General features: G+C 70.5%; 10 protein-coding genes. 2 read left to right on the forward strand and 8 right to left on the reverse strand.

Annotated features, from left to right (window positions below; translation table 11 throughout):
- Positions 1 to 172: 172 nt before the first annotated feature.
- The 8 genes from AB0J52_RS10570 to metH form a co-directional block, all read right to left on the reverse strand.
- Positions 173 to 1237 (reverse strand): ABC transporter ATP-binding protein, encoded by a 1065-nt coding sequence (locus AB0J52_RS10570; protein ID WP_500181330.1) that lies wholly within the window; start codon positions 1235 to 1237, stop codon positions 173 to 175.
- A gap of 148 nt (positions 1238 to 1385) precedes the next feature.
- The gene (locus AB0J52_RS10575) at positions 1386 to 2477 is read right to left on the reverse strand and encodes an ABC transporter ATP-binding protein (protein ID WP_500181321.1); all 1092 of its coding nucleotides are present in this window, start codon (positions 2475 to 2477) and stop codon (positions 1386 to 1388) included.
- Positions 2477 to 3490 (reverse strand): ABC transporter permease, encoded by a 1014-nt coding sequence (locus AB0J52_RS10580; protein WP_500181322.1) that lies wholly within the window; start codon positions 3488 to 3490, stop codon positions 2477 to 2479. The genes AB0J52_RS10575 and AB0J52_RS10580 overlap by 1 nt, the downstream gene beginning before the upstream one ends.
- Before the next feature lie 104 nt (positions 3491 to 3594).
- Positions 3595 to 5361 (reverse strand): ABC transporter substrate-binding protein, encoded by a 1767-nt coding sequence (locus AB0J52_RS10585; protein WP_500181323.1) that lies wholly within the window; start codon positions 5359 to 5361, stop codon positions 3595 to 3597.
- A gap of 39 nt (positions 5362 to 5400) precedes the next feature.
- Entirely contained in the window at positions 5401 to 6396 is a 996-nt protein-coding gene (locus tag AB0J52_RS10590; RefSeq protein WP_500181324.1) for an ABC transporter permease, read from the reverse strand.
- 494 nt (positions 6397 to 6890) lie between these two features.
- A complete protein-coding gene (locus AB0J52_RS10595) occupies positions 6891 to 7322 on the reverse strand; it encodes a hypothetical protein (protein ID WP_500181325.1) in 432 nt (143 codons plus the stop codon).
- 343 nt (positions 7323 to 7665) lie between these two features.
- A complete protein-coding gene (locus tag AB0J52_RS10600) occupies positions 7666 to 8331 on the reverse strand; it encodes an HAD family hydrolase (RefSeq protein ID WP_500181326.1) in 666 nt (221 codons plus the stop codon).
- 135 nt (positions 8332 to 8466) lie between these two features.
- Entirely contained in the window at positions 8467 to 11946 is a 3480-nt protein-coding gene (metH, locus tag AB0J52_RS10605) for a methionine synthase (protein WP_500181327.1), read from the reverse strand.
- Positions 11947 to 12143: 197 nt separating this feature from the next.
- Here metH and AB0J52_RS10610 point away from each other — a divergent pair, with 197 nt between their 5' ends.
- Both AB0J52_RS10610 and AB0J52_RS10615 read left to right on the forward strand, forming a co-directional pair.
- Positions 12144 to 12602, forward strand: coding sequence for a universal stress protein (locus AB0J52_RS10610; RefSeq protein WP_500181328.1), 459 nt, complete (start codon positions 12144 to 12146; stop codon positions 12600 to 12602).
- 180 nt (positions 12603 to 12782) lie between these two features.
- A partial coding sequence (locus AB0J52_RS10615; RefSeq protein WP_500181329.1) for a PAC2 family protein occupies positions 12783 to 13180 on the forward strand: 398 nt, incomplete at its 3' end.

Here is a 13180-nt window from a genome sequence, read left to right on the forward strand (position 1 = left end):
TGGTCGAGCCGCACCGGCGCCTACAGCGAGGCAGCTGGGGGGTGCCCGCGGGGGGCGCGGGGGGGGGGGGCGCGCGGCGTGTGGGGGGGGGGGGGGGGGCCGGCGGGGGGGGGGGGGCGGGGACGAGCTCCCGGTCGTCCCGTCCCGCGTCCCGGCCGCGGGCCCGGCCCGCTCAGTCGACTTCCGGCGACACCGCGGCCTTGGCGACCACGTCGGTCTCCGACACCGTGGTGTTCTCCGGGAAGTGGCAGGCGGCCATGTGCCCCGGCGACAGCTCGACCAGCGGCGGCTCGACCTGCTTGCAGATGTCCTGCGCCTTCCAGCAGCGGGTGTGGAAGCGGCAGGCGGGCGGCGGGTCGAGGGGGCTCGGCACGTCGCCCTGCAGCCGGATCCGCTCCCGTCCCTCGCGCTGGGCGGGGTCGGGGATCGGCACCGCCGACAGCAGCGCGTTGGTGTAGGGGTGCATGGGACGCTCGTACAGGTCGTCCCGGTCGGCGATCTCGACCAGCTTGCCGAGGTACATGACCGCGACCCGGTCGGAGATGTGCCGGACGACCGACAGGTCGTGCGCGATCACCACGTAGGTGAGGTCGAGCTCGTCCTGCAGGTCCTCCAGCAGGTTCACGACCTGCGCCTGCACCGACACGTCCAGCGCCGACACCGGCTCGTCCGCGACGATCAGCTTCGGCTTGAGCGCCAGCGTCCGGGCGATGCCGATGCGCTGCCGCTGGCCGCCGGAGAACTCGTGCGGGTAGCGGTTGTAGTGCTCGGGGCTGAGCCCGACCAGCTCCAGCAGCTCCTGGACGGCCTTCTTGACGCCGTTCTCGGTCTGGATGTTCTGCAGCCGGAACGGCGCCCCGACGATCGCGCCGACCGTCTTGCGCGGGTTCAGCGACGAGTACGGGTCCTGGAAGATCATTTGGATGTCCCGCCGGAGCGGGCGCATCCGGCCCTGGGAGTACCGGGTGATGTCGTGGCCCTCGAAGGAGATCTTCCCCGACGTGGAGTCCAGCAACTTCATGATCATCCGGCCGGTGGTGGTCTTGCCGCAGCCCGACTCGCCCACCAGGCCGAGCGTCTCGCCCTTGTGCACCGAGAAGCTCACCCCGTCGACCGCCTTGACGGTGGCGACCTGCCGGCGCAGCAGCCCGGCGGTCACCGGGAAGTGCTTGCGCAGGTCGGTCACTTCGAGCAGGGGCTCGCCCGTGCGCGCGGTGCCGCCGGCCGGCGAGGCCACGGCGCCCTCGGCGCCCGCTGGGCTCTGCGATGTGCTCACGTTGTCTCCGCGATCGTGCTAGGGGGGAGCGGGTCCCCCGGGTGTGCGCCGGTCTCCACGGGCAGGGCACGCCGGGCCGGTCCGGCCCAGGCGTGCGCCGTGCGCGCGGTCACAGCTTCGGCCGGATCTCGTCGGTGAAGATCTGCCGCCGCCGGTCCGTCGGCAGGTGGCAGGCCACCATGTGCCCCGGCCCGGTCTCCCGCAGCTCCGGCCGGTCGGCGGTGCTGCGCCCGTCGGTCTGGTCGGAGTAGGGGCAGCGCGGGTTGAAGGCGCACCCCGACGGGAGGTTGATCAGGCTGGGCGGAGATCCCGGGATCGGCTGGAGCCGCTCGCTGCGCAGCCGGTCCAGTCGCGGCATCGACCCGAGCAGGCCCCAGGTGTAGGGGTGCTCCGGCTCGTGGAACACCTCGGTGGCGGTGCCCCGCTCGATGCACCGGCCGCCGTACATGACCAGCACGTCGTCGCTCAGCTCCGCGGTCACGCCCAGGTCGTGGGTGATCATGATGATCGCGGAGTTGAACTCCTGCTGCAGGTCCCGGATCAGGTCCAGGATCTGCGCCTGCACCGTCACGTCGAGCGCGGTGGTCGGCTCGTCGGCGATCAGCAGCTCCGGGTCGCACGACAGCGCCATGGCGATCATCGCGCGCTGGCGCATGCCGCCGGAGAACTGGTGCGGGTAGTCGTCCACCCGCTTGTCCGGCTTCGGGATGCCGACGCGGCCGAGCATGTCGATCGCGTGCTTGCGCGCGACCGACTTCGACACGTCGTTGTGCACCCGGTACGCCTCGATGATCTGCGCGCCGACGGTGTAGAAGGGGTGCATCGACGACAGCGGGTCCTGGAAGATCATCGCCATCTTCCGGCCGCGCTGCTTGCGGACCGTCTCCTCGGGCGCCGACACCAGCTCGGTGCCGTCCAGCCAGATCTCGCCGGAGACCCGGGCGTTGCGGCGGTTGTGCAGGCCGAGGATGCCGAGGCTCGTCACCGACTTGCCGGAGCCGGACTCGCCCACGATGCCGAGGGTCTTGCCGCGCTCCAGCTTGAACGACAGGCCGTCGACGGACTTGACCACGCCGTCGTCGGTCGGGAAGTGGATCTTGAGGTCGCGCAGTTCCAGGAAGGCCGTGGACGGCGCGGAACCGGCCGCCACCTCCGCCGGCCCGCCGTTCAGGATCTCCGCGGGACGCTTGGCGTCGCTCATCAGCCCAGCCTCACTCTCGGGTCGATGACCGCGTACAGCATGTCCACGATCAGGTTCGCCACCACGATGAACAGCGCGGCGACCAGGGTCACGCCGAGGACCACGGGCAGGTCGTTGCCGGTGATGCCGTCGATGGACAGCTGGCCGAGCCCGGAGATGCCGAAGGTGTGCTCGGTCAGCACCGCGCCGCCGAGCAGCAGGCCGAGGTCCATGCCGAAGATCGTGAGAATGGGGGTCAGGGTCGAGCGCAGCGCGTGCTTGGTGATGACCGTCCGCTCCGGCAGGCCCTTGGCGCGCGCGGTCCGGATGTAGTCCTCGCCGAGCGTCTCGAGCATGCCGGCGCGGGTGAGCCGCGCGTAGGTCGCCGCGTAGAGGAACGCCAGCGTGATCCACGGGAGGATCAGCGACTGGAACCACATCCCCGGGTTCTGCGTGAACGGCACGTAACTGCCGCCGCCGGGTAGCAGGTCCAGTTTGTAGGAGACGAACGCTAGGGAGATCAGGCCGGTGAAGTAGATCGGCAGCGAGACGCCGCCGAGTGCGACGATCATCGCCGCGCGGTCCCACAGGCTGCCGCGCTTGAGCGCCGAGAGGACGCCGACCGACACACCGGAGATCAGCCAGATCACCGCGGCGCCCGCGGCGAGCGACAGCGTCGCCGGCGCGCGGTCCTCCAGCTGCGGCAGGACGGCCTGGTTGTTCTTGAACGAGTAGCCGAAGCACGGCGAGGAGCAGTGCTCGACGGTGGGACCGTTGTTGAAGTCCTGCCCGACGACGACGCCCTTGACCCACTTGCCGTACTGGACCCAGATGGGCTTGTCCAGGTTGAGCCGGTGCTTGGTCTGCTGGATCGCCTCGGGCGTGGGGGCCTTGCCGACGAAGGAGGCGGCGAGCTGGTCGTTGCTCTGCCCGGCGAGCTTCGGGATGCCGAAGAAGATGCCGAACACCACCACGCTGACGATCATCAGCATGAGGACGGCCCCGATGACGCGTCTGATGAGATATGCGAACACAATGCGCGGCACCGCCCGCCGACCGGAGTTGACCGGTGGGTCACCTCCGGTCGGCGGGCGTCGCCTTCACCTGCCTTCAGGAACTTCGAGTAGCGGGGCCGCTACTACTTCTTGACACCCAGGTTCAGGTAGTCGTACATGCCGCCGTAGCCCTGGCTGATGCCGACGTTGGTCAGGTTGTTCGGACGGTAGAGCAGAGCCTTGGCGTAGATGATCGGGATGTCGACCGCGTCGTCCATCGCCATCTGGTCGATCTGGCCGTAGATCTTCGCGCGGGCGTTCTTGTCGACGTTGCCGATCGCGTCGTCGAACGCCTTGTTGATCGCCGGGTTGTTCTCCTCGGGCAGGTTGTTGCCGCCGGAGGGCTTGATCGCCCGGCCGTCGAGGATCTGCGAGAGGAAGCCGTAGCCGGTGGGCCAGTCGGCGGACCACGCCATCAGCATGATGCCGACGCCGTTCTTGTGCACGAACTCGGGGGCGCCGACGTACTTGTTGAAGTAGTCACCGGCCGGGTACTGCACGATCTCGGTGGTGATGCCGGCGGCCTTCAGACCCTGCTGCATGGCCTGCGCCATGGCGACTTCCTTCGGCCGGTCGGACCGGGCCGAGATCTTGGTCTTGAAGCCGTTCGGCTGGCCGCACTGCTGCAGCTCCGACTTGGCCTTGGCGATGGTCTGGTCGTCCAGGCCGCCGCCCTGCTTGTAGGTCTGCGGGTACTTGTCGAACTTGGTGTACCCGACGATGCCCGGAGGCAGGATGGTCGTGGCGACCTCGCCACCGGCCAGCGGACCGCCGTAGGCGGACTGCATGGCGACCTTGTCCGTGGCGTACTGCACGGCGCGGCGGCAGTGCACGTTGTCCAGCGGCTTGACGTGGAGGTTCATCGACGCGAACCGCAGGTAGCCCTGCAGCGGGTTGTCGGTGTTGGCCTTCTTGGTCTGGTCGGTCAGCAGCTTGCCCTGCGTACCGGCCTGGACGCCCACGCCCGCGGCGTCGACGTCGAGCGAACCGGCCAGCAGGCGGTTGTCGATGTCGTCACCGGACTGCTTGAGCTGCAGGGTGATCTTGTCCGGCAGCGCCTTGCGGATCGGGTCGGTGCTCTTGTCCCAGTTGGGGTTGCGGGACAGGACCATCGACTTGCCGCGCTCGTACGAGTCGACCTTGTACGGGCCGGACGAGACGATCTTCTGCTCGTACTTGAGGCCGCCGTCCTTGGCCTGCGGCACCGGGATCGTCTGCGCCATCGCGACCAGGTAGTCGAACTCCGCGAACGGCTTCGACAGCTTGAAGGTGATGGTGCTGTCGTCCGGGGTCTCGATGGACTTCAGGCCCTCGGGGCTCTTGTCCTTGTACGGACCCTTGTAGGGCGTGGGGTTGTCCTGGAGGTAGGCCTTGAAGTACTTCGGGCCCAGCTGGAGCTCGTCGGTGAAGTTGGAGCGCTCGACGGCGTACTTGACGTCCTTGGACGTGACGGGCGTGCCGTCGTCGAACTTCACCCCCGAACGCAGCTTGTAGGTCCAGGTCTTGCCGTTGTCCGGGGTCTGACCCGGGCCCTGCGCCAGGTCGGGGATGACCTGGTTGCTGTCCGGGCCGGCCGACGGCTTGAAGGTCAGCAGGCCACGGCCGTACAGGCGGACGAAGTTCTGCGACCAGGCGTAGTAGGTGTTGCCCGGGTCCGGCGAGTCGAAGTCGTCGGAGATCGCGAAGCGGAGCTCGCCGCCCTTCGTGTCCGACGCGTTGATCACCTTGTCGACGGCCGCGTTGTAACCGGCGCCGTTCTTGCTGTCCCCGCCACCGCCGCCGCAAGCGGCCAGGCCAGTGGTGGCGACCAGGCCGACAGCGACTGCTGCGAATGGTCTGATCTTCTTCATGTGCAGGCGCACCCCTTCACTTGAGGGTTAAACCCGGTGTCACTTAGCCCGGGGGTCGAGAGCGTCCCGGAGCCCGTCACCGAGGAGGTTGAAGGCCAGGACGGTAATGAAGATGGCCATGCCGGGCACGACCATGAACCAGGGGGCCGCGCTGTAGATCGGCACGGCCTCGGACAGCATGTGCCCCCACGACGCGGTCGGCGGGTTCACACCGACACCGAGGAACGACAGCGCCGCCTCGAACAGGATGTTGGTCGGGATCAGCAGGGTCGAGTAGACCAGGATCGGCGCGACCAGGTTGGGCAGCAGCTCCTTGAACAGGATGTAGCCCGGCTTGGCGCCCATGCTGCGGGCGGCGTCCACGAACTCGCGCTCGCGGAGCGACAGCGTCTGCCCGCGGATGATGCGGCCGATGTAAGGCCAGTTGAAGAAGCCGATCACGAAGATCAGCACGCCGATGCGCAGGTTGTTGCCCTCGAGCCCGAATGCCGGGGTGGTGCCCACGACGCCGACCAGGGCGATCGCGAACAGCAGCAGCGGGAAGGCGAGGAACACGTCCATCGTCCGGCTGATCACGGTGTCGACCCAGCCGCCGAAGTAGCCGGCCGTGATGCCGAAGAACGTGCCGATGACGACCGACAGGACCGTCGCCAGGAACGCCACGAGCAGCGAGATCCGCGCTCCGTAGACGATCCGGGAGAGCATGTCGCGGCCGGTGCCGGGCTCGACGCCCAGCAGGTGGTCCCCGCTGATGCCGGAATGCCAGATGCCGCCCTTGGGGCGGTTGAACGTCGGGTCGACCAGGCCCTGGTGGTAGGTCAGGGGGTCCTGCACCAGGAACGGCCCGACGATCGCGGTCAGGATGAGCAGGATGATCACGACCCCGCCCCCCAGTGCCACCTTGTCGCGCTTGAGCCGCAGCCAGGCGATCTGCCCGAGCGAACGGCCCTGGATGGCCTTGCTCTCGACGCCGGCGAGAACGGCATCCGGCTGGGCCTCCTGTTGCGCCCCGGTCGCCTCGATCGGTGCGGTCACGCTCCGTACCTCCTACTTATGGGCCACACGCCCGCGGCGGGCGCCGCGCGGCAGCGGAGATCGTCCGCTGTTCGTGCCCGTTTCACCGCGTTTGCTGGAGGGAAAACTAGTGCTTCGGCCACGACTGTCCATCCGAGAAGCCGCCGATGCCAGTACCCGTATCTGACTTGTGATCTCGTCGTCATCTAGGGCAGACGTGAGATGGACAACAGATCGGACGAAAGTGCCCAGATCGTACGATTCCCCCCACGGGTGCAGGCAAGTCAAACGGGGCTCCGACCGGCAAGCTTTATCGGACCGAGTCCGTTTTGAGATGAATCATCCGCGGCCTCGGCCGCCCGGACGCCAAAACGACGGGGCACGCCTCCCAGGGAGACGCACCCCGTCGTGAACCGCCAGGTCACACCGGCACCATCGGCCCCGCCCCGCGCTCGGACGGGATCGCGGCCCGGACGCGGCGGCCGGACCGTCCGGCCCGGGCCCCCGCGGCCCGGCTACTTGATGCCGCGGTTGCGCAGAATGTCCTCGATCTCGGCCAGATCCGGGTCGACCGCCGTCGGCGCGGGGCCGCCCACGGCGCCCTTCGGCGCCTTCCCGGCCCCCGCCTGCTTGCCGCCGGACGCCTTCCGGGCGGCCTTCCCGCCGTCACCCTCGGTCACCGAACGGCGGCTCAAAGCCGCCCCGGACGCCAGGTAGAGGACGACCGCGAGCCCGGCGACCGCCACGCCCGCCCACTTCATCGGGCTGAACACCAGGTCGGCGAGGAACGGGGTCACCCCGGTCATCGACGCGGCCAGCGGGATCAGCGACAGCGCCGCCCCGCGCGCGCCGGAGGCCGCGCCCCTGCGCCGGTACACACCCCAGCTGGCGACCAGGCCGACGAGGGTCACCCCCAGACTGATCGCGAAAATCACTGCGTCGCTCATGACGGCCCCCAGGCTCGGTCGTGCTGCTCTCGCGTCCCATCCTCACACGCCGGACGGCGGGTGGGTCTCCTCCCCTTGGACGGTTTGTCCCTGATCACGGCTCCTCCTCGGGCGCGATCCGCCTCCGGGGCGCGTCAGGGTCACCCCGGGGACCCCGGCCCTCTCGGGGATCTTCGGGTGCCCCGCGTCTCAAGTCCCCCGGGCGCCCCAGATCCCCCGAGCCGTCAGGGTTTCCGCGGGCGCGCGGCGGCGCGCGCGGGGATGCCGAGCGGCTGAGAGCGTCGCTCAGCCGTTCGAAGGCGCGGAGGCGAACCCCAGGACGATTCGGGGTGAAAGCCGCGTGTCAGGCGAACAGGGAGCGCAGGAACGGCACGTCCACGTCCTCCAGGGACGCCACGACCGTGCGGCGCGGCGCCGCGCCCAGCGCGACCACGCCGGGCACCGCGACCGTCCGGCAGCCCGCCGCCTCCGCGGACGCCAGCCCGCTCGGGGAGTCCTCCAGCACCGCGCAGCGCGCCGGGTCGACGCCGAGGCGCGCGCAGGCGGTCAGGTACGGCTCGGGGTGGGGCTTGGTGCGGGACACCTCATCCCCGGCGAGCGTCAGGTCGAAGTGGTCGCGGCCGATGCCGTCGAGGGCCGGTTCGAGCAGCGCGCGGTGGCTGGAGGTGACCAGCGCGGTCGGCAGGCCGGCCGCGCGGACGTCGGTGAGCAGTTCCTTGGCGCCCGGCAGCAGCGGCACGTTGGTGCGCATGCGCTCGACCATCCCCGCCAGCAGCGTCCGCCCCACCTGCTCGGCCGGGACACCGCTCCCGGCCCGGCGGACCATGTAGTCGGACGCGACCGCGAGGTTCCCGCCGACCAGGTTCTCCTGGTCGGCGTGCGTCCAGACGCCGCCGAGGGACTCCATCACCTCGGACTCGACCTCGAACCACAGCCGCTCGGAGTCGATGAGGGTGCCGTCCATGTCGAACAGCACCGCCTGCGGATCACCCTGTACGCCCAGCCCCACGCCGTCTGACCTCCCTTGGCCTCGATCATCCAGGTTAGGTGAGACGACGCGTCCCGCCGAATCGCGCCTCGGGCGGCCCGCGGCGGGCCGGCCGGGCCGCCGCACAGCGGACCGCCCGGCCTGCGCGCCGGCGGATCAGGTGTTGAAGTACTTCGCCTCGGGGTGGTGGACGACCAGCGCGTCCGCCGACTGCTCGGGCGCGAGCTGCAGTTCCTCCGAGAGGGTCACCCCGATCCGCTCCGGCTCGAGCAGCCGCACGAGCTTGGTGCGGTCCTCCAGGTCGGGGCAGGCGGCGTAGCCGAAGGAGTAGCGGGCGCCCCGGTAGCCGAGCTTGAAGAAGTCCTCGACGTCGCCGGAGTCCTCGCCGCCGAAGCCCAGCTCGGCGCGGATCCGGGTGTGCCAGTACTCCATCAGCGCCTCGGTGAGCTGCACCGACAGGCCGTGCAGCTCCAGGTAGTCGCGGTAGGCGTTCTTGGCGAACAGCTCCCCGGTCGCCTCGGCGATCTTCGACCCGACCGTGACCAGCTGGAACGCGGCCACGTCGGTCTCGCCCGACTCGCGGGAGCGGAAGAAGTCGGCCAGGCACAGGTGCCGGTCGCGGCGCTGGCGCGGGAAGGTGAACCGCTCCCGGTCCGAGCCGTCCTCGTTGAGGATGACCAGGTCGTTGCCCTCCGACACCGCCGGGTAGTAGCCGTACACGACGGCGGCCTCGATCAGGCCCTCGGTCTGGATGCGGTCGAGCCACATCCGCAGCCGCGGCCGTCCCTCGGTCTCGACGAGCTCCTCGTAGGACGGCCCGTCGCCGCCGCGCGCGGGCTTCAGCCCCCACTGCCCCATGAAGGTGGCGCGCTCGTCGAGGAACGCGGCGTAGTCGGCGAGCGAGATGCCCTTGACGATGCGGTCGCCGAGGAACGGCGGCTTCGGCAGCGCGTTGTCGGCGGCGACGTCGGAGCGGGCGGGCATGTCCTCGGGCTCGGTGACCTTGAGGGTCGCGCCCTTGCGCACCCGCCGCTCGCGCAGGGGCGGCAGGGCCGCGCCGTCCACGCCGCGCTTGACCGCCATGAACGCGTCCATGAGCCGCAGCCCCTCGAACGCGTCGCGGGCGTAGCGGACCTGGCCGTCGAACAGGTCGGCGAGGTCCTGCTCGACGTAGGCGCGGGTCAGGGCGGCGCCGCCGAGCAGCACCGGCCAGTTGCCGGCGAGGCCGCGGCTGTTCAGCTCCTCCAGGTTCTCCTTCATGATCACCGTGGACTTCACCAGCAGCCCGGACATGCCGATCACGTCGGCGCGGTGCTCCCGCGCGGCGTCCAGGATCGCCGACATCGGCTGCTTGATGCCGATGTTCACGACCTCGTAGCCGTTGTTGGACAGGATGATGTCGACGAGGTTCTTGCCGATGTCGTGGACGTCGCCCTTCACCGTCGCCAGGACGATGCGGCCCTTGCCGCCGTCGCCCTCGACCTTCTCCATGTGCGGTTCGAGGTAGGCGACCGCGGTCTTCATCACCTCGGCCGACTGGAGCACGAACGGCAGTTGCATCTGGCCGGAGCCGAACAGCTCGCCGACGGTCTTCATGCCGTCCAGCAGGACGTCGTTGACGATCTCCAGGGCGGGCCGCTGGGTGAGCGCCTCGTCCAGGTCGGCGTTCAGGCCGTCCAGCTCGCCGTCCACGATGCGGCGCTTGAGCCGCTCCCACAGCGGCAGCCCGAGCAGCTCGGCGGCCCGGTCGGCCTTCATCGCGGCGGTGTCGACGCCCTCGAACAGCTCCATGAAGCGGTGCAGCGGGTCGTAGCCGTCGCCACGCCGGTCGTAGATCATGTCGAGCGCGACCTTGCGCTGCTCCTCCGGGATCCGGTTCATCGGCAGGATCTTGGAGGCGTGCACGATCGCCGAGTCGAGCCCGGCGTCGGCGCACTCGTGCAGGAACACCGAGTTCAGCACGATGCGGGCGGCGGGGTTCAGGCCGAACGACACGTTCGACAGGCCGAGGGTGGTCTGCACGTCCGGGTGGCGGCGCTTCAGCTCGCGGATCGCGTCGATCGTCTCGACCGCGTCCCGGCGGGACTCCTCCTGGCCGGTGCCGATGGTGAAGGTCAGGGTGTCGATGACGATGTCGCCGACGTCCATGCCCCACTCGGAGGTCAGGTACTCGATGAGCCGGACCGCGATCTCGACCTTCTTCTCGGCCGTGCGCGCCTGTCCCTGCTCGTCGATGGTGAGGGCGACGACGGCCGCGCCGTGCTCCCTGACGGCCGGCATCAGCCGCGCCATCCGGGAGTCGGGTCCGTCGCCGTCCTCGAAGTTCACCGAGTTGATCAGGGCGCGGCCGCCGAGCATCTCCAGGCCCGCGACGATCACGTCGACCTCGGTGGAGTCGAGCACGATCGGCAGCGTGGAGGCGGTCGCGAACCGGAACGCCAGCTCCTTCATGTCCGCGACGCCGTCCCGGCCGACGTAGTCGACGCACAGGTCGAGCATGTGCGCGCCGTCGCGGGCCTGGTCGCGGGCGATCTTCACGCAGTCGTCCCAGCGGCGCTCCAGCATCGCCTCGCGGAAGGCCTTGGAGCCGTTGGCGTTGGTGCGCTCGCCGATCGCCAGGTAGGAGGTGTCCTGCCGGAACGGGACGTGCTGGTACAGGGAGGCGGCGCCGGCCTCGTGCCGGGGGCGGCGCGGGGCGACCTCGCGGCCGCGGACCCGCTCGACGACCTTCGCCAGGTGCTCGGGGGTGGTGCCGCAGCAGCCGCCGACCAGCGACAGGCCGAACTCGCGGGTGAAGGTGTCGTGCGCGTTCGCCAGCTCGTCCGGGGTGAGCGGGTAGCGGGCGCCGTCGGAGGTCAGCTCGGGCAGGCCCGCGTTCGGCATGCAGCTCAGCCCGATGCGGGCGTGCCGGGCCAGGTAGCGCAGGTGCTCGCTCATCTCGGCGGGGCCGGTCGCGCAGTTCAGGCCGATCAGGTCCAGGCCCATCGGCTCGAGCGCGGTGAGCGCCGCGCCGATCTCCGAGCCCATCAGCATCGCGCCGTTCTGCTCGATGGTGACCTGGCCGATCAGGACGGTGTCCGCGCCGGCGGCGTCGATGGCGCGGCGGGCGCCGATCAGCGCGGCCTTGGCCTGCAGCAGGTCCTGGCAGGTCTCGACGAGGATGGCGTGCGCGCCGCCCTCGATGAGGCCCTCGGCGTTGCGGTGGTAGGCGTCGCGGAGCTCGGCGAACGGGACGTGCCCGAGGGTCGGGAGCTTGGTGCCGGGGCCGACCGAGCCGATCACCCAGCGCGGCCGGTCCGGGGTGCTGAACTCGTCGGCGACCTCGCGGGCCAGCCGCGCGCCCGCCTCGGCCAGCTCGAAGATCCGCTCGGTGATGTCGTACTCGCCGAGGTTGCCGAGGTTGGCGCCGAAGGTGTTGGTCTCGACGCAGTCGACGCCGGCCTCGAAGTAGGCGCGGTGGACCGACCGGACGATGTCGGGGCGGGTCACGTTCAGGATCTCGTTGCAGCCCTCGTGCCCCTGGAAGTCGTCCAGCGTGGGGCCGGCGTCCTGGAGCATCGTTCCCATGCCCCCGTCGGCCACGACGACGCGTTCTTTCAGGGCCTGGCGCAGGGAAGCCGCGGTGGGAGTGCTCATGGTGACAAACCTTATCGGGCCGGGCTCCCCGCGCCGTCGGCCGTCCCCGTCCCGCCCCGTGACGGATGGGTGATCGGAACGCTAACGTTCCGCCAGTGCCTACCAACGGGTAACGCGCCCGGCCCGCCGGCGCGCGGGCCCGGACGACGACCGCCGCGGGCGACGCGCGCCCCCGGCCGCGACAGCAGGGAGCCGCCGTGAGCGCCTACCGGACCATCCTCGTCGGGACCGACGGGTCGGACACCTCGTTCCGCGCGGTCGACCGCGCCGCGGCGCTCGCCGCCGCCACCGGCGCGATGCTGCTGCTGGCGACCGCCTACAACCCGATGCCCGAGCGGCAGCGGCTGACGGCCGCCGACCAGCTCGGCGACCTGGCCTACAAGGTGCAGGGCTCCACCCCGGCCGAGGACGCGCTGCGCGCCGCCCGGGAGCGGGCCGTGGCGCAGGGCGCGACCGACATCGACCAGGTCGCCGTGGAGGGCGACGCGGTGGACGTGATCGCGCGGATCGCGAAGGACCGCGCGGCCGACCTGGTCGTGGTCGGCAACCGGGGCCTCAACAGCCTCGCCGGCCGGATCCTCGGGTCGGTGCCCGCGAACCTGTCGCACCGCTCCCCCGTCGACGTGCTGATCGTGCACACCACGGACGGGAAGTGACCCGATCGTGACGCTTCCGGGCCCGCCGGGCGGGGCCCGGCGAGGTCTGGGGCGGCGGGGGGTGGGTAGTTCTCGGTCAGGACGTAGGCTGACAGCCACCGATCATGAGCGGGGCCCCCGGCCCCCGGGAATGGACGGTCCCCCGGTGACGCTGTAGAGGGCGTCGGAAGGAGGCAGCGCGTGATCGAGCTAGAAGGCGTTCCGGAGCTGGTCGATCCGGTCGTGGTGGCCGCCTTTGAGGGGTGGAACGACGCGGGCGAGGCGGCCAGCGGGGTGATCACCCACCTGGAGAGCGTCTGGGACGCGACGCCGATCGCCGAACTGGACCCCGACGACTACTACGACTTCCAGGTCACCCGGCCGATGGTCGAGATGATCGACGGCGAGACCCGCGGCATCTCCTGGCCCACCACCCGCGTCTCCCGCGCCCGGCTGCCCTCGGGCCGGGACGTGGTGCTGATCCACGGCATCGAGCCGAACATGCGCTGGCGGGCGTTCTGCCGCGAGATCGTCGACAAGATCCACGAGCTGGGCGCGCGGCAGGTGGTGCTGCTCGGCGCGCTGCTCGCCGACGCCCC

Source organism: Spirillospora sp. NPDC049652 (assembly GCF_040675125.1).
Lineage (GTDB): Bacteria > Actinomycetota > Actinomycetes > Streptosporangiales > Streptosporangiaceae > Spirillospora.